This is a genomic window from Sphingobacterium sp. 40-24, from assembly GCF_001899705.1.
Taxonomy (GTDB): Bacteria; Bacteroidota; Bacteroidia; order Sphingobacteriales; family Sphingobacteriaceae; genus Sphingobacterium; species Sphingobacterium multivorum.
The window spans coordinates 23,282-40,074 of sequence record NZ_MKWH01000044.1 but is presented as its reverse complement, the minus strand read 5'-3'; the positions used below and the strand labels follow the sequence as shown (position 1 = coordinate 40,074).

Here is a 16,793-nt window from a genome sequence, read left to right as displayed (position 1 = left end):
AAGAGAATTGTATTTAAAGATAAAATCGCCAAAGGCAGCATGTATGCCTTAAAGACACAATTGAGTAATGAACAAGAATATCAAACGGATGAAAAAAATAGGCTATTTACTAATACTGACAGGATTACTTTCCGCTTGCGGTCAAACCGAAAAGCCCATTGACCTGACGCCGAAAAATCCGGCTAAGGCCAGTACCTATCAGACCACAGTCATACAAGAGAAAGTCATGTCCAGCAGTGTGCGTTTACCCGGTAAGCTCAAACCTTTTAATGAGGTAAATATCTATGCCAAAATGAACAGCTTCGTCAAGCATATCTTTGTGGACAGAGGTACAGTTGTCAAAAAGGGACAGCTGCTGATGCAGCTGGAGGCGCCAGAAATGCTCGCTGCGGTGCAGGCCGCGCATTCACGTTTTGTGCAGGCACAGGAAACCGCTTCTGCGAGCAAGGATAAATATAAAAGGCTCAAAAATGCCGCACAGGAGGAAGGGGCGGTATCACCACTTGATCTGGACAATGCGCTATCAAAGATGAAAGCTGACGAAGCGGTAGCCATGTCGGAAAAAGCAAATGTGGAAGAAGTTGAAATGTTGCAGTCTTACCTGAATATCAAAGCGCCATTCAATGGTGTGATTGTACAGCGTAACGTCTCCGAGGGAGCACTGGTCGGACCGGGAAAAGGAAATGATCAACCCCTGTTGATCCTACAAGATCTCAATAAATTAAGATTGGAAGTGCAGATCCCCGAGACCTATGTCGATAAAGTCGACCTCTCGAAAAAGGTCGTTTACCGTTTTAATAACACCCCGAACAAGGTGTTTGAAGGGATGATAGCCCGTTCAGCGAATTCCTTGGGCGCCATGCAGTCTGAAGCGATAGAGGTCGATGTCGCTAACTCGGATAATAAGCTCAAACCTGGTTTATACTGTGAGGTCGATATTCCATTGTCTGCCGGAGCCAATTCTTTATTGGTACCTTCCAATAGTATTGTGCGTTCTACAGAGAGGCAGTATGTGATCCAGCTCATAGATGGTAAGACACATTTTGTGGATATCAAAGAAGGTGTATCCACACATGATTCTACCGAAGTTTTTGGAAAGCTAAACAGGAGTGATCAGATTTTGCTGCATGCCAATGACGAAATCAAAGAGGGAGTCAAACTTCCCTTGGATAAGTAGGTATACATCATTATCTCCAAACAGTATGAAAGGTCCTTTTGGGCCTTTCATTGCTTACATTGTATTTTATAAAGAAACGCTTGTTTACTAATTAAGGCCAGAAAAATAGCTTCAGCTAAAAGCTGCAACCATCATGAAATCAACCTCGAAAAATGGCTGGTATACATAATAAGGCTAGGCGTTTCTATATGAAATCCGTATATACAGGGGAGTCGCTTCTGCTTTAGCTCCCCCATCGAGCCATTCGTCGACCCCGTATATACAAAGCTCTGTGAAATCTGGATCCTCATCTTTCTTTTCGTCTTTTCGAACTTGAAGTACCTGGTCCTCCATGAGGTAATTGCTGATCGCAATGCCAAGTTTTTGACTAAGCTCAGCGGGAAGTTGGTTAAGTTTATCCGCCTGATTGGAGCCTAGATTAAAGTTGTGCTCCATCCAGTCCACAAAATTATCTCTCATAAGCTGCAGCGCTAGTGCGCGATCTACCCTAGGTAGCGCGAGAAGTGTGGCAACTTTAGCTGCCAAACCAAACTCGTCTAAGTTTTCTTTCATAAAAATTCTCTTTTGGCAAATATTTATTTTAAAGATTACTTAAACGAATGCCAAGGAATAACCTCCGTGATTTTGGAGGATAATCTTCTTTTTGAAGATTCAATTTTGCTTAATACTTGATTAATTTTAATAAATTAGATGTTCAAACAATATAAACCTTAGTCTAATAACAGTATTTGGTGGAATGATATGAAAATGTTAAGATTATTCGTTGAGAGCTTTTTCGTCTCTTCGATTTTTAATTTAATTGCAAATAATGGATTTAAGTTAAATAGAATTTGGACGCAAGCCTATTGGACCTGGACATTGGCATTTGCTTTGGCAATAGTCGTTGCTGCGCTGCTCATTCGTGTTCGGTTGAAAGTTTTGTGGATCCACTGGCAGAAAAAATATACGCAATTGCAATTATTTAGAAGGGGACGCGTGCAGACCAATAGTTTACCAAAATCAGAACTGGTATGGGCCATTCTGTCCACATCCTTAGCACTTTTAATGGTCTATCTCTGCTTTATCTATCTAATCGCTTTTGTACGTAGCGGTAGTACGTATATGATTTTTATAAATTATTTGCTCCATTATATGCCTTTTGTTGCTACAGGATGCTTGATCTATGTAAGCTATGTTTTTATGAGAGGGCGATTATGGTGGTTTACGCCAACAAACGCATTGACGCTTTTCAGCGATCTGTTACCAGAAAAAACAGTTCCTGTAGAAAAAGTGGTCACCATACTCCCTCCAAGCGCATTGGATAAAAGTATCCCAATCGGATCACTCTATGATGTGCTTTACATCCAAGCTCGATTCGATCTAAGTGCATTGCGAAAAGATGTTGTTCGTATGTTTGATGTTCCTTTCTATTTTTCTAAAAGAGGAGAAAAACAAGTTGTACTGATTGATGGTACGCGATTAGAGGCCGGTCGTTTTTTGCAGGAGCTAGAAAAAAGAGGGCTTGACAAATGGTTTTTCCGTATAAGTAGCACCTGTAGAGTGAATATGATGCATATCCATTTCCCAATTTCGCCTAATGCGTCCCAGCTGGAGTTTCGCAAGGAGGTGTTTCAATGCCTGCGGTTGAACATGACGGAAATGGAGATCGGAAACCTGCTTCTGGTAACCGAATGGATGCGAAAAGAAAAAAAGCTAAAAGATTTTTTGGATAACGTACATAATCTGCGGCATAAGGGCTGGGACCAACTTATACCATTGAACTGATAAATTCTGCTATGATAAAGATCAAACGGGTATACTTCAAATATGGTGCATCATTTCCCTGACCGACTAGGCGTTTAAAAAACAATTTGCTTACAGCCCGAAGAGCCTACCCAATACCGAAAAGTCCACCTAATATTTAAAGGACTAGGCGGCTTTCTGCACTTCTTTTTGTGAAGGCAAGCCCCTTAAATTGGCTCCGTCACTTGGCTTAATTTTGAAATACTCGATTAAGGATAATAGGGATAAGCCAGCAATTAACTGCAATGCCAAACTGAAATCCCGCATCTGATAAACGGTATCCTGATAATAGCTGCTTGCTAGGTGAAGTGTTACCGCTCCCAGGGCGATACCCATACCCAGTGCCATCTGCTGTGCCGTATTGTACAGCGTATTTGCATTGCTGAGCTGTCCATTGGGTACGTCTGCGTATGCCAAGGTATTCAGGCTGGTAAACTGGAGCGACCGTGTAAGTCCTGAGAAGAAGAATACGATGGCCACAAGCCAGATCGGCGTTTGCAGGGAGAGCAGGGAAAGTCCGGCCGTAAAAATTGTTAAAATAATACCGTTCCCGATCAAAACCTTACGGAAGTCAAACCGCCGTGTGATCCAAATGGCCACCGGTTTCATACTCATACTGCCGAGCATGTTGGCCATATAGAGGAGGCCCGCATGAAATGGGCTCAGTCCAAAACCCAGCTGTAGCATCAGCGGTAGGATAAAAGGAGCAACATTGATCACCATACGGGTAATCGAGCCGGAATATACTGTGACACGGAAAGTTTTTATTTTGAGGATACTATAATCGATCAAGGGATACTGGATACGTTTGGAGTGCCATACCGCAACAGCCATCAGCGCAAAGCTTGCCAGGATAGTGACCAAAGGTTTGGTATAATCTCCGTTGGCAGCGCCGATCATTTCGGTGCCCAGCATGATGCCGGCAAGGCCAATCCCGCTGATTAAAAAACCGATAATATCAAGTGGACGGCTATTTTCAGATTCCATTGCCGGAATAAATGTATGCACGGCCCACAGCGCAAATACGCCGAAGGGTATGTTGATAAAGAAGATCCAGTGCCAGCTAAAATAGGTCGTAAAAAATCCGCCCAGTACAGGACCAACAATAGGGCCTAATAATCCCGCCCAGGCAATATAACCGATCGCATCGACCAGATCTTTCTTTGCGGTATGCTTCAGTACGATGAGACGACCAACTGGAACCATAAGTGCTCCGGCTGTACCCTGGCAGATGCGCGCTATAACGAAAGATGTCAAGTTGGTACTCAGTCCACAGGCGATCGACGAAAGTATAAATCCTATAATTGCTGTATTGAACACTTTTTTTGCGCCGTAGCGGTCGGCGATCCAGCCACTGATCGGTATAAATACGGCCAGCATGACGGTGTATGAAGTAATGCCCGCACTGAGGTGTACCACATTACTCTCAAAATCATGTGCCATTTTGGGTAAGGCCGTGGATATCGCTGTGGTGTCGAGCATCTCCATAAATAGTGTGCCACCAACAATGAGCGATATGATGCGTGATTCTTTCTTCATTTTGCTCTTCTTCAATCCCGAACGGGATACATGTGCGACAAAAGTAAGCCTATCGCCAAAAAGAAAAGTCATTTAAAGGCAATTAAATGACCAACATGTATCGGCAAGGGACAAAAGAAATGGACTCGCTAATAACGAGGTTATTTTGACATGGCCTCCAGCACTTTTAAATGCGATCTAAATGCAGTCCAGAAGCTCCGAAACTCGTTGTATTGTATTTTATATTCCTTGCAGGTCTGCTTCACAATCCTATTGAGCGCAGGATAATGCACATGGCTGATCTTTGGAAAAAGGTGATGTTCAACCTGAAAATTGAGACCGCCAAGCAACCAGGTAAGTACCTTGCTGCCCGTAGCAAAATTTGCGGTGGACTGAATCTGATGAATCATCCATTCTTCTTCGACCTTTGACTGGTCAATGGTTTTGAATTCGGTTTCTTCCACCACATGGGCCAGCTGGAATACTGTGGCCAGACTCATACCACACACAGTACCAGAAATCAGCAAACCGATAAGTGTGGGCAGCCACCCGACGAAAATGATCGGAATAATGACAAATAAGCTGAAGTGAATTAGCTTACTGACCCAAAAAATAATACGCTCTTTGACCGGAAAATGAAATTGCTCAGTTTTATGTCCCATGCGTCCACGGAAATATTTCTCATAATCCTGATAAAAGATCCACGCTAAATAGGAGATTCCATAGAGCAGCGGAAAATAAAAACGCTGATAGCGATGGTGTTTCCGAAGTTTCTGATCGTGGTGTATACGCATAAACTTGACTTCGATATCGTGATCTTCGCCATCGATATTTGTATAGGTATGGTGTGCAATATTATGTTTGAGTTTCCAAAAGTAGATATTGCCGCCCAGTAGATTGAGCGAGTAGGAGAGCACAGTGTTCAGGTTTTTATTATCTGAAAAAGAGTTGTGCCCAGCATCGTGCATAATGTTAAAACCAATCGCAGCGAGGTTAGCTCCGAAAATGATACATAATGCTATCGAGATACTCCAATGCAAAGGTGCGAATACCAGAAGGAGATACAATACCGCAAAGCTGATCAGGAGGATAGAGGCTTTCAGATAGATCTTACGATTTCCGGTTCTTGGCTGAAGTGAATTTTGAAAATAGTTATTGATTTTTTGTTTTAACGCTTTAGAGAACAATGTATTGACATTGCTGAATTTTACTGACTGGGACATTGGGGTTTTTACTCGAGAAATATTCTTAATTTTTATTACGTTCGATCTTGAGCGATAGAACAATGTAAATATACGCTATAAAATTTGAAATATCGCGATCGTAAAGTTAAAGATCGTTAAAGGTCAATTTATCGGAGAACAGGTCAGCGGGATTAACACTAAAATTTATTTTATACTGTTCTGTCAATTAAACGATTGCCTGAATGCTAAAGGTGAAACATTGGTTTTTTTCTTAAACAATTTGTTGAACGATTGTGGATGTTCAAAACCGAGTTTATAGGCGATCTCTGCCACGGAAAGGCTTGTCGCCGTGAGTATTTCCTTGGCTTCATCAATTAACTTGTCGTGGATGTGCTGCTGTGTGTTTTTACCGGTAACGGAACGTAATAAATCGCTTAAATAACGTGCTGATACATGGAGGTTTTCTGCTAAATACTCTACCGTTGGAAGCCCTTGTTTTAAGGTTTCCTCGCTGTCGAAATAATCATCCAGCAATTTTTCCAATTGAGTTAGCAATGCGTGGTTAACGGCTTTCCGGGTAATGAATTGACGCTCATAGAACCGGTTGCTGTATTGTAAGAGCATGTCAATTTGCGACAGAATAATACCTTGGGTATGTTTGTCGATATGCTGATATTCCTGTTCGATTTTAAGGAAAATTTCTATAATGTCTTTTTCTTCGCGTTCGGAGAGATGTAATGCTTCATTAAGCGCATACGAAAAGAAATTGTAGTTTTTTATTTTGCTGGCTAGGGGATGTGTATACAAAAAATCATGGTGAAATAGCAGCATATAACCTTTTCCGCATTCGGCATTCATCTTTCTGATTTCAGCAATCGTTAACGATTGGATCTGCTTGGGCGCGATGAAATTCATCGTTCCTTTGTCGAAATCATAATAGTGCTGGCCGTACTTTAATGTTGCAGTAACGTCTTTTTTAAGCGAAATACTATAGAAATTCACGCAGAACTGCTCCCAGATGTCGCTTTCAGCGGGTTTTATTCCAGCGACATCAATTACACTGATGAGTGGGTGTAACGGGGCCGGCAAGGACAAGTGCCGGTGAAATTCGGATATGGAATTGATACTATGCATCGTTTTTGTTATACAAATTTACAAAAAACAACTGCCTTAGCGGCAGTTGCTTATTTAAAAAATCAGGCGCCAAATTGTTTTGCGATTTCTTGCCTGAACGCTTCTTTTCCGATTTGTAGTCGTCTTTCATAGAGTGCATGTGCGTCGTCGCCTGCCAGATAGCGTACTTGATCTTTATGGTCCGTTGCAGCTTCATACACCACCTCGGCAATCTGCTCTGCCGTGGATGCATTTTGCATCATCAGACCCATTTGTTCGAACAGTTTGTCTTCAATGTCCTGATAATCGGAAGTTCGGTTCATATCCAAAGAGCGACCTGCAAAATCTGTCGCTATTCCGCCCGGAGCAACTGTTTTAATGGCGATTCCAAATTTCTTCAATTCAAAGGACATGCTTTCGCTCCAGCCCTCCAAAGCGAATTTTGTCGCATGATACATGGAATGTAGCGGGAATCCCATAAAGCCGCCAATGGATGTCGTCGAAATAAATAAACCACCTTTCTTCGCTCTAAAATAAGGGATAAAGGCTTGTGTAACGCGCAGTACGCCCAATAGATTGGTGTTGATTTGACGAAGTATTTTTTCGTCGCTCAAGCTTTCAAAGGCACCCATTAACCCATAACCTGCATTATTGAAAACGACATCAATGTTGCTTAAAGAGATGGCTTTTTCGACAGTTTCTTTGATTTGGACGGGATCGGTTACATCTAATTTTAAGAGCGTTATGTTTTCGATCTCGGTAAGTTCGGTTTCATTTTCGGGATTTCGCATGGTTGCGATCACATTCCAACCCGCTTGTTGGAATAGTTTGGCAGTTGCTTTTCCCAATCCGGAAGAAGCTCCTGTTATGAAAATTGTCTTTTGCATCGTGTTATTGTTTGATTCCATAACACAAATGTCTAAAGAAAGCATAGGGTACCTGTTGCCAAATTGAGCTTGATTGTAGCCAAAATGACGCCTGGCTATCATGCATGATTCTACCGAAGTTTTGGAAAGGCTCAACAGGAGTGATCAGCTCTTGCTGCATGCCATTGACGAACTCAAGGTGGGGATTACTGGACAGGAAGCCGTACCTTAAATGTGGTTCCTCCGGCCGAGTTGCTCTCTAAAGCGATCTGCCCGTTATGCAGTTCTACAATTTCACGGCAGAGATACAGTCCTATGCCAAATCCCGAGATTGTTCCGACCCTATCTTTTCCTGCCCTGTAAAATCGATCGAATATCTGATCCCGGTCTTCTTCGGCAATGCCCATACCTTGGTCGCTGACAAAAATTTCGATAACGTTATTTGCCTTGGACGAATAACCAAATGTAATCTGGGTTCCTATCGGCGAATATTTGGCTGCATTTTCCACCAGGTTTTGGACTACCTGCGAAATCTTGTTCGGGTCAGCATCAATGGATAAACTTTGCGTCAGGTCAGCGACAATTTGATGCGTGTTTATCCTCAATTTAAATTCATCTTCAAGTTCAGCAAATAATTCCTTTAGATCAAACACTTCTCTTTCTATCATCATTCTCCCGGAGTCGAACCGCGAGATATTCAAGAATCCATTGATTAAGCTCTTCATATTGCGGACCTGCCGAAGAGATTTCATCGTAATGTCCTGGTAATTGGTATCCGTTGTAAGGGATGCTTGACGCTGCATCAATTGAAGATAAGCATTTATGGAGGTCAGCGGTGTCTTCAATTCATGGCTAACGATGCTTATAAAATCATTTTTCCGCTGTTCCTCAGCTTTCTGTTCGGTAATATCCCTTAAAGTACCATTGAGGCTGGCAGCGTTTCCCTTGGCATCATAAAACACTTTACCGCGTGCCTGCACGAGTCTGCCTTTGGGATCTTGTGGATGGAGGATACGGTATTCAATAAAGTAATTGCCATCTGACTCCTGGCTAAGTGCATCAGTTATAGCAGCCTTTACACGTTCCTGATCCTGATCTGCAATGGAAGCAATAGCTGCCGAGAGATCCAGCTGCTCCTCATCGGCCAAACCAAACCATGATTTTAACAGGGCGTTTCCGGAGAACAGATTATTTTTGGGCTCGTAATAGAATGTTGCAAGCTCGCCGGCTTCAATAGCCATGGACAGCATTTGTTGGTCCTTTTCACTTTTCCGCCGTTCAAGGACTTGGTCCGTAATTTCTTCCAGGATGATCAGAATGCCCGTAACGTCGTTATCAGCTGAAAAAATAGGTTGATAGATGGAGTTTACAATAGCCTCCCGCAGGCCGTCCTTATGATGCAGCAGTATGGAAAGTTCATTGTTTGTTTTCCGTTCGCCTTTTTCATACGCTTCCCGGAGCCATTGGCTCATGGGCTGGCCTTGTAGCTCGGGTCTTGCAATTTCGTGGGGCAGACCCTGCACATCCGCTAATTGATGTCCCCAGATTTTTAATATGGTCGGATTGGCTATGTCAATGATTAACTCCGGTCCCTTAAGCATCGCTATGCCGACGGGTGCCTGCTCAATAATTGTCCGCACTTGCTCACGGCTTTCTGCCAGAAGTTGTAAGGAACTGTTGAGTTCATCGTTTGTAGCGGTCAATTCTTCTAGCGTTGCCGCCATTTCCTCCATAAAACCTTGTTCATTTTTTTCTTTTTCCTGTATTTGTTGCTGATGCTGCCTTCTTAAAGTAACGTTGCGGGCAGTGTTTAAAATACACCAGGTTTTATTGTTTTGGTCTAATAGGGCTCTATATTCATAATCGAAATAATCAGTCACCGGAACACCATTCTTGATGAGTCTGGCTGGTGCCTCGGTAACGGAATAGGATTTGCCTGTTCGCCAAACCTCTTGCAGAATAGCTAAGAACGGCTGGTCTTCCAGTTCGGGAATAGCACTGATCAGCGCTTTACCAATAACGGAAGCATCTTTGCCCCATAGGGAAAGCATGCCCGCATTGGCAAACTGAATGGTCATCTCTGTCCCCGTATAGATTGATGTTGGCTCGGGAGAACTGCTCAGCGCCTGTAAGATGTGGTCCTCGCCAAAAGCGGCACTGCCAAATTTATTATTGATGTCCATTAGCCCAAAGATAAAGAATACATTTTTATAAAAGAATAGCTATCTTTTGGCATGATTATTTGTTGTAATTCGTTATAAAAAAAGTATGAAATAGGAGCTTGGTTAGTGCTCGATTAACATACTTTTTGGGATATTCGTATTGGCGTAATTGCTTATTTTAAAAATTTTAGAGGATCTATATTTATGCAAGGCACAATTGACGGGATAAGCGGGGAACCACATCGTTCACAGGTGTTCCGTTTAACATATAAAGGACAGGATTATCAGCTGGTGTTGTTGAAAAAGTCTTTATCAAAGCTCGATACGGAATTGCCCATTCTGCTCGATGGAATTGAGCAAAATCTGGTAAAAAGAGGTGACCACTGGTTTTTTGAAAACAGGCATTCAGATCAGCATTTTGCGACAGAGATTTGGCGCAATTTATCCCTTCGATATCGGCTTTAGTACAAATTGTCTTCCTTTTAGGGGAGCCCCTTCTACCTAATTTCGTGTTGTCATCTGCCTCTGATTTGTGTCGCTCAAAATACGGATCACAAAAAATATTTTTTAATATTTGTACATGGCTTTATTTATAACACTCGATAACGTTTATCAATTATATTCTATTGATCCTTCAAAAAAGACAGACGGTATCGTTGTATTCCATCAATTGGCCGGATCAAGTGCGGGGTATACCGAGCATAGTCGGTTATTTGACGGATTGTTACTTGGTTTCATGCTAAAAGGAGCTATGAAAATGCAGATCCATTTCCTGGATTACGAAATAAAGGCCGGTGATATAGCTGTTTTACCACCGCAGTTATTAATGGATACAAAATACCTTAGTGACGACGCAGAAATTGTCACCATTGGAATCTCGCTAGATTTTATGTCCGCATTTCCAATGTTGCGTGAATTTGTAATGAATGATCAGCTACGCTGGCAACCTGTAGTTAGGCTTCAAGAGGGCGAAGGTAGATTGCAAAATGAACTGATAACTTTGATAAAAGGATTTTACAATAAAAAGCCAAGCCCGAATAAAGCCGAAATGCTTAGACATCTGGTCATGGTAATGATCAATATGATCTCCGAATTGTATTCAGAACTGCCCAATTCCAAGAGTTTACCAAAAAGCCGCACACACGAGATTATCGATGATTTCTATCAATTAATTTTAAAACACACCAAAGAACACAGAAACGTTAATTTTTACGCGGAGAAATTGCATTTAACACCACAGTATCTTTCCACTTTCCTGAAGGAAAAAACGGGTAGATCGGTAGCGCAATGGATTGACCATATATTGATCTTGGAAGCTAAGACGCTCCTTAAATCGACCAACCTATCGATCAAAGAAATCAGCAATGCATTAAACTTTGGCGAGACCAGCATCTTCTGTCGGTATTTTAAAAGAATCAGTGGGGTATCTCCAACATCCTATCGGAATCAAAAGAACATAGCCAAACTTCCATAGGTAATCGACAAATAACCTTAAAAATTGCACGTAAATCCCATTAAGGTGTCAATGCCTACTTTTTTGACGCTGTCTATTTTTATACCATGAAAAAAACAGCGAAAAAAGCAGCCGTTGGTTTTATATTTATCACGCTGCTAATTGATATTACAGGTTGGGGAATTATACTTCCCGTTGTACCTAAACTTGTCGGTGAACTTATCCATAGTGACATCACTGAAGCGGCGAAATATGGTGGTTGGTTGGGTTTTGCCTATGCTTTCACCCAGTTCATATGTGCACCGATGGTCGGCAATCTCAGTGACAGATACGGAAGACGTCCGATCCTGTTAATTTCGCTCCTGGGGTTTGGATTGGACTATCTCTTCCTTGCATTGGCTCCCTCTATTGGTTGGCTATTTGTCGGACGCATCCTAGCTGGCCTCACTGGAGCCAGTATATCAACAGCAAGTTCGTATATTGCCGATGTATCTACGGATGAAACCAGAACGAAGAATTTTGGTTTAATAGGTGCCGCATTTGGTCTGGGATTTATCATAGGGCCGATACTGGGAGGCTTGCTGGGGCACTATGGTGCGCGAATTCCTTTTTATGTTGCATCGGTTCTCTGTCTATTGAACTTCATCTATGGTTATTTCATTCTTCCCGAAAGTTTGGACGAAACCAAAAGACGCCCATTTGAGTGGCGACGCGCAAATCCGATCGGATCGCTAAAATTGCTGGCAAAACATCCAAAAATTTCAAGTTTAGTAATTGCATTAATTTTGGTCTATATCGGACTCCAGGCCGTACAAAGTAACTGGCATTTCTTTACCATGTATAAATTTGATTGGTCGGAAAGAATCGTAGGTATATCGTTAGGTGTACTGGGGCTTTTACTTGGATTAGTCCAGGGTGTTTTGATCAGATGGACCACGCCAAAATTAGGGGAGCAAAAAAGTATCTATTATGGTTTGATGTTTTATGCACTGGGTTTATTCCTGTTTTCTTTTGCAGCGGAAGGCTGGATGATGATGCTGTTTCTTATTCCTTATTCATTGGGTGGCATCTGCGGGCCTTCACTTCAGTCGATGATCAGCAAAAGTATCCCCTCGAATCAACAGGGTGAGCTTCAGGGTGCATTAACAAGTCTGGTAAGTGCAACTTCCGTCGTTGGGCCGCCTATGATGACTAATCTTTTTTACTACTTTACACATGATAAAGCACCGTTTAAGTTTTCAGGTGCTCCGTTCTTGTTGGCCTCTATGTTGATGATGCTAAGCGCCATGATCATCTATTATACGTCAAAAAAAGCAAACCATCACTTGCGTCATAGCTGAATTTGCATCTACCCTTAATTTGGTTAGAAATTTCCTCAATTCGACTACAATTGACCATTTGTAGATGGTGAACTTTGTCCTAATAAATTTAAAATAATTAGACATGCAGACAAATGAAATAAAAGTAGCCCTTGTTACGGGCGCCAATACAGGTGTTGGTTTTCAGATAGCCAAAGCTCTTGCTGAACATGGATATGATGTGTTTGTTGGATCGCGAAATTTACAAAAAGGGGAGGATGCCGCCAACCGGATAGGATTTAATACGCAGGCTATTCAGCTGGATATTACCGACACCAACTCAATCAAGAATGCAGTAAGTAAAATTGAAAACGATTTTGGGTACCTTACTTTGCTGGTCAATAATGCGGCGATTTCAAACACTGGAACTCCCGGTCGCACCATGTGGGAAATTCTTAGTGCCCAGAAAGCAAGCGTTGCATCAATAGATGAAATGCGTCAGGTCTGGGAAACCAATGTATTTGGCACCCTTGCCATAACACAGGCATTGTTACCCTTACTGCGGAATGCGAAACAATCAAGGATCGTAACGGTTTCAAGTTCCCTAGGTTCACTAACGCTGAATGCCGATCAGGACAATACCTTTCGTAGTGGATTTGATGCGGTATATGGGGCTTCCAAAACAGCGTTGAATGGAGTTTTCCTCTCTCTTGCAAATGAGTTGGAAAATACAAATGTTAAGGTAAATCTGGTAAGTCCGGGTTTTACAGCTACAGCCCTGAATAACTTTGAAGGGACGGATACGGTGGAAGAAGGGGCACTTGAGCCGATACGCGTTGCGCTCGCAGAAGATATTCCTAATGGGAGCTTTACGGGACCGGCTACTTACCGAACAGAACAAGGCGGTCAAGTTCCCTGGTAGAATCACCGATTCAAAGACCTGTAATCATGCGTTACAGGTTTTTTTATAAATTTATACTATGAAAAAGAAAGACGGTAAGTTAAGGCGCTTTATATCCATATCAGAGAGTCATGAAGCTTTTGGCCTGCCAAAACCACAGCATCCCTTGATTAGTCTGGTTCATTTTAATCAGGACAACCCATTCAATACCGATATGGCTCCAATCTATGATGTCCTCAGTTTCTACAAAATAACGTTTATAACAAAAAATAGCGGAAAACTCAAGTACGGTAGGGGTTATTATGATTTTAATGAAGGAAGTATGCTTTTCTTTGCACCCAATCAATTGGTGGGTAGCACAGAATATAATAAGGATACCTATGCCTATCTGCTGCTGATTCATCCTGACTTTTTCCTGGGTTCTCCCTTAGCACATAAAATTAGAAAGTACGGCTATTTTACCTATTCTGTGAATGAAGCGTTACATTTATCTGATCAGGAAAGAGAAACGATGATAGCTATCTTGAACATCATGAAAAATGAACTGGACAATCGGATAGACGAATTTAGCCAAGAAGTCATTATTTCCCAGATTGAGTTAATGCTGAGTTATGTCAACCGATTTTACAAGCGACAGTTCATTACTCGGAAAAATGTAAACAATGATATTTTACAGAAGGCAGAGGCGCTGTTAGATGATTATCTGAACAATGATAATTCGGTTGTTCGAGGTGTTCCAACTGTACATTTTCTTTCGGAACAGTTGAATCTCTCTGCAGGTTATTTAAGCGACATGCTACGTGCGCTCATTGGTCAGAATACCCAGCAGTTTATCCACAATAAACTTATTGAAAAAGCCAAAGAGAAATTATCAACAACACAACTTACGGTAAACGAAATCGCTTATGAACTGGGGTTTGAGCATGCCCAAAGTTTCAGCAAACTTTTCAAGAAGAAAACTGCTCAAACGCCACTGGAATTTAGGGGCATGTTTAATTGAATGAATTTGACGGGATAGTTGTATGCACATTAATCCACGTTGGATCGCATTATCTTCCGTTCGGCGGAGTAAAGCCTTCATAAAAGTCGGATAATCTTTTTCGCTCTAATGGAAATTCTAGCCCAAGGTTACCTAAGGCTTTGCATAAGGTAACCTTTCGATGCGGCTTGTGGTATGATAACTATCTAGACCGCTTGTGGTAACGGTCCCGGCTTCTTCGATATCAATATAGCCATCCTCTTTTAAATAGTTGTCCGGTACCAAAACAGCCTTGATCTGACCAATGACCAATGTCGTGCCATTCAGCTCAATGGCTGTTTTCTGAACAAAATTGCAGGCGAATTTTATTTTACTTTCTTGGACAAAAGGCGCCGGAATATTTTCCAGATATTCAGGGGTAAGTCCAACCTGTTCAAATTCGCTAACACCTTTTGGGTATTTGGCACTGCATTGATGCGCCTGATGTACAAATGCAGGGGAGACATGATTGACCGTATAACACCCCTGATCCAATATATTCTCCAGTGTGCTGCTAAAATCTGTTGCCGGCCGGAGTATGATACCGCAGAGTGCCGGATCTGCGCCCAGGTGGAACAAACTGCTGAAAGTGGCCAGATTTTCATTGCCGTCTCTGTTTTTTGTACCGATCAATACCAGACTTTTAAAGCCGCCCAGCGAGTTGATAAAATTAGCTCTGTATCTTCTTTCAAATGCCGCAATGGCCTGTTCATTATAAATCATAGTGTATGAATACTTTTTTAAGTGTTAGCGATCCTGTTGATCATGCCCTTAAATATGAAGCCGTGAAAAGGCCATACGGCATACCAATAGAGCCTTCCGGCGATGCCTAGCGGTCTGAAGGTCGCGGTCTGGACCAGGATATTATCTTCGATTTTAAATTCTAGCCATGCTTCTCCGGGGAGTTTCATCTCCGCATAGAGCAGCAGTCTTTTCGTTTTTCGATCTGCGATCAGCACGCGCCAAAAATCAAGTGCATCGCCGGCTGCGAGGTCACTTTTATTTTTGCGTCCCCGACGCATGCCTACTCCGCCGACCAGTTGATCCATGAAGCCCCGGATTTTCCAGAGCCAGTTGCCATAATACCAGCCCGAATTGCCGCCAATGGACCAGATTTTGGTCAATGACGCTTCACTGTCGGGAAGTGAGGTTGTACGGACATCCTTAAAGCAGCCATAGCTGGGCACTTCCAGCAGCCGGGTAAGCCCGCCTGATAAAATTTTACTGGTCTGTGCGTCTTTCCAGCTGGACACCACGTTGTCGCTTTCAATTTTTTGAAAAGCTAAGCGGATGGATGCACGGTAGCTGATCAGCTGGATGCCGAGTTCTTCGGCTAGATGATTTGGTTGACAGACCACTTCCACTTTCATGCTGTCGACCAAGTTTTTGGCCAGGTTATAGGACGTCGAAGTCACAAAATAGAGCCAGTAGGAGGAGAGCCGCGGCGTCATGAGCGGGATCACAATGATATGCCGGCTGAGTTTCCGTTCCGCAGCATATTGCAGCAGCATTTCTTTATAGCTGAGGATGTCGGGACCGCCGATGTCATAGCTTTTGTTAAAAGTCTGCGGTCTGGCGATGACCCCAATCATAAATTCGATCACATTGCGTATGGCAATGGGCTGACATTTCGTTTTCAGCCATCTGGGTGTAATCATTAGGGGAAGTTTTTCCACAAGGTCGCGGATGATCTCGAAAGATGCGCTCCCCGAGCCAACGATGATACCGGCGCGCAGCGTGGTGATCGGAATGCGGCCGCTTGCCAGGATGTTTTCAACGTTCCTTCTTGAGTCGAGATGCTTCGATAAGTGATCCGAATTAACTATTCCGCTCAGATAAATGATCTGCTGCGCGTTGGTTTTTTCAATAAAGTTCCGGAAGTTGGTCGCACATTGGGCTTCCATCTGCTGGAAATCACCGGATTGCGTAGCCATTGAATGGATCAGGAAATAAGCGATATCAATTTCAGCCGGAATATTTTTCAGGGTCTCCTGATCTAAGAAGTCAACTTCGATAACTTCAACAGCTGCCGGGATGGCCGAGGTGTCAAAACGATTCTTATCTCGTACACAGCAGATCACTTCATGTCCCTGCTCCAGCAGCACTGGCAGAAGACGTTTTCCGATATACCCGGTAACACCGGTCAAGAGAATTTTCATAGCCTGATTTCTTAAGTGCAGCTGTTCATTTTATTATATACAAATATACCAAAAATGGAGCTAATTTGTTTTTATTTGGTATATTATTATTCTATCACCTTCCTATCGTCTTTTCAATTAACCTGTGCGCGACACTGTGGTTCTTTGACTTGATGTCGCCTT

Annotated in this window: 15 protein-coding genes; 7 read left to right on the top strand and 8 right to left on the bottom strand. The window is 42.6% G+C overall.

Annotated elements, in window-relative coordinates:
- Nucleotides 1-67 precede the first annotated feature (67 nt).
- The gene (locus BGP15_RS17590; RefSeq protein WP_286770294.1) at nt 68-1,177 is read left to right on the top strand and encodes an efflux RND transporter periplasmic adaptor subunit; all 1,110 of its coding nucleotides are present in this window, start codon (nt 68-70) and stop codon (nt 1,175-1,177) included.
- Nucleotides 1,178-1,351: 174 nt separating this feature from the next.
- On the opposite strand, the gene BGP15_RS17585 is transcribed toward BGP15_RS17590, so the two are convergent.
- Nucleotides 1,352-1,729 carry a hypothetical protein gene (locus tag BGP15_RS17585; RefSeq protein ID WP_286770293.1) on the bottom strand — a complete coding sequence of 126 codons (378 nt, stop codon included), beginning with the start codon at nt 1,727-1,729 and terminating at the stop codon, nt 1,352-1,354.
- Between the two features lie 195 nt (nt 1,730-1,924).
- Between BGP15_RS17585 and BGP15_RS17580 the strand changes: the two genes are divergently transcribed.
- Nucleotides 1,925-2,941, top strand: a complete 1,017-nt coding sequence (locus BGP15_RS17580; RefSeq protein WP_286770292.1) for a hypothetical protein — start codon at nt 1,925-1,927, stop codon at nt 2,939-2,941.
- A gap of 144 nt (nt 2,942-3,085) precedes the next feature.
- Here BGP15_RS17580 and BGP15_RS17575 read toward each other — a convergent pair whose 3' ends face one another.
- From BGP15_RS17575 to BGP15_RS17555, 5 genes are all read right to left on the bottom strand, one after another.
- Complete coding sequence (locus BGP15_RS17575; protein ID WP_286770291.1) at nt 3,086-4,570, bottom strand: DHA2 family efflux MFS transporter permease subunit; 1,485 nt, start codon at nt 4,568-4,570, stop codon at nt 3,086-3,088.
- Nucleotides 4,571-4,638: 68 nt separating this feature from the next.
- Nucleotides 4,639-5,700, bottom strand: coding sequence for a fatty acid desaturase family protein (locus tag BGP15_RS17570; protein ID WP_286770290.1), 1,062 nt, complete (start codon nt 5,698-5,700; stop codon nt 4,639-4,641).
- A 183-nt stretch (nt 5,701-5,883) separates the two neighbouring features.
- On the bottom strand, nt 5,884-6,795 hold the full coding sequence (locus BGP15_RS17565; RefSeq protein WP_286770289.1) for a helix-turn-helix domain-containing protein: 912 nt from the start codon (nt 6,793-6,795) through the stop codon (nt 5,884-5,886).
- A gap of 62 nt (nt 6,796-6,857) precedes the next feature.
- Entirely contained in the window at nt 6,858-7,661 is an 804-nt protein-coding gene (locus BGP15_RS17560; RefSeq protein WP_286770288.1) for an SDR family oxidoreductase, read from the bottom strand.
- Nucleotides 7,662-7,846: 185 nt separating this feature from the next.
- Nucleotides 7,847-9,823 carry an ATP-binding protein gene (locus BGP15_RS17555; protein ID WP_286770287.1) on the bottom strand — a complete coding sequence of 659 codons (1,977 nt, stop codon included), beginning with the start codon at nt 9,821-9,823 and terminating at the stop codon, nt 7,847-7,849.
- A gap of 183 nt (nt 9,824-10,006) precedes the next feature.
- On the opposite strand from BGP15_RS17555, the gene BGP15_RS17550 reads away from it, so the two are divergent.
- From BGP15_RS17550 to BGP15_RS17530, 5 genes are all read left to right on the top strand, one after another.
- A complete protein-coding gene (locus BGP15_RS17550) occupies nt 10,007-10,267 on the top strand; it encodes a hypothetical protein (RefSeq protein ID WP_115049072.1) in 261 nt (86 codons plus the stop codon).
- Nucleotides 10,268-10,382: 115 nt separating this feature from the next.
- Nucleotides 10,383-11,276: a helix-turn-helix domain-containing protein gene (locus BGP15_RS17545; protein WP_286770286.1), complete on the top strand. Its 894-nt coding sequence runs from the start codon at nt 10,383-10,385 to the stop codon at nt 11,274-11,276.
- Nucleotides 11,277-11,362: 86 nt separating this feature from the next.
- Complete coding sequence (locus tag BGP15_RS17540; protein ID WP_286770285.1) at nt 11,363-12,595, top strand: TCR/Tet family MFS transporter; 1,233 nt, start codon at nt 11,363-11,365, stop codon at nt 12,593-12,595.
- A 103-nt stretch (nt 12,596-12,698) separates the two neighbouring features.
- On the top strand, nt 12,699-13,475 hold the full coding sequence (locus BGP15_RS17535; protein ID WP_286770284.1) for an SDR family NAD(P)-dependent oxidoreductase: 777 nt from the start codon (nt 12,699-12,701) through the stop codon (nt 13,473-13,475).
- A gap of 58 nt (nt 13,476-13,533) precedes the next feature.
- On the top strand, nt 13,534-14,454 hold the full coding sequence (locus BGP15_RS17530) for a helix-turn-helix domain-containing protein (protein WP_070561169.1): 921 nt from the start codon (nt 13,534-13,536) through the stop codon (nt 14,452-14,454).
- Nucleotides 14,455-14,586: 132 nt separating this feature from the next.
- Here BGP15_RS17530 and BGP15_RS17525 read toward each other — a convergent pair whose 3' ends face one another.
- Nucleotides 14,587-15,195 carry a flavin reductase family protein gene (locus tag BGP15_RS17525; RefSeq protein WP_286770283.1) on the bottom strand — a complete coding sequence of 203 codons (609 nt, stop codon included), beginning with the start codon at nt 15,193-15,195 and terminating at the stop codon, nt 14,587-14,589.
- Between the two features lie 17 nt (nt 15,196-15,212).
- Nucleotides 15,213-16,631, bottom strand: coding sequence for an SDR family oxidoreductase (locus BGP15_RS17520; protein WP_286770282.1), 1,419 nt, complete (start codon nt 16,629-16,631; stop codon nt 15,213-15,215).
- Nucleotides 16,632-16,793 lie beyond the last annotated feature (162 nt).

Excerpts from the sequence above, each read along its gene's own strand:
- BGP15_RS17590 (WP_286770294.1), top strand. The coding sequence starts at position 68 with ATGAACAAGAATATCAAACGGATGAAAAAAATAGGCTATTTACTAATA.
- BGP15_RS17585 (WP_286770293.1), bottom strand. The coding sequence starts at position 1,729 with ATGAAAGAAAACTTAGACGAGTTTGGTTTGGCAGCTAAAGTTGCCACA.
- BGP15_RS17580 (WP_286770292.1), top strand. The coding sequence starts at position 1,925 with ATGTTAAGATTATTCGTTGAGAGCTTTTTCGTCTCTTCGATTTTTAAT.
- BGP15_RS17575 (WP_286770291.1), bottom strand. The coding sequence starts at position 4,570 with ATGACTTTTCTTTTTGGCGATAGGCTTACTTTTGTCGCACATGTATCC.
- BGP15_RS17570 (WP_286770290.1), bottom strand. The coding sequence starts at position 5,700 with ATGTCCCAGTCAGTAAAATTCAGCAATGTCAATACATTGTTCTCTAAA.
- BGP15_RS17565 (WP_286770289.1), bottom strand. The coding sequence starts at position 6,795 with ATGCATAGTATCAATTCCATATCCGAATTTCACCGGCACTTGTCCTTG.
- BGP15_RS17560 (WP_286770288.1), bottom strand. The coding sequence starts at position 7,661 with ATGCAAAAGACAATTTTCATAACAGGAGCTTCTTCCGGATTGGGAAAA.
- BGP15_RS17555 (WP_286770287.1), bottom strand. The coding sequence starts at position 9,823 with ATGGACATCAATAATAAATTTGGCAGTGCCGCTTTTGGCGAGGACCAC.
- BGP15_RS17550 (WP_115049072.1), top strand. The coding sequence starts at position 10,007 with ATGCAAGGCACAATTGACGGGATAAGCGGGGAACCACATCGTTCACAG.
- BGP15_RS17545 (WP_286770286.1), top strand. The coding sequence starts at position 10,383 with ATGGCTTTATTTATAACACTCGATAACGTTTATCAATTATATTCTATT.
- BGP15_RS17540 (WP_286770285.1), top strand. The coding sequence starts at position 11,363 with ATGAAAAAAACAGCGAAAAAAGCAGCCGTTGGTTTTATATTTATCACG.
- BGP15_RS17535 (WP_286770284.1), top strand. The coding sequence starts at position 12,699 with ATGCAGACAAATGAAATAAAAGTAGCCCTTGTTACGGGCGCCAATACA.
- BGP15_RS17530 (WP_070561169.1), top strand. The coding sequence starts at position 13,534 with ATGAAAAAGAAAGACGGTAAGTTAAGGCGCTTTATATCCATATCAGAG.
- BGP15_RS17525 (WP_286770283.1), bottom strand. The coding sequence starts at position 15,195 with ATGATTTATAATGAACAGGCCATTGCGGCATTTGAAAGAAGATACAGA.
- BGP15_RS17520 (WP_286770282.1), bottom strand. The coding sequence starts at position 16,631 with ATGAAAATTCTCTTGACCGGTGTTACCGGGTATATCGGAAAACGTCTT.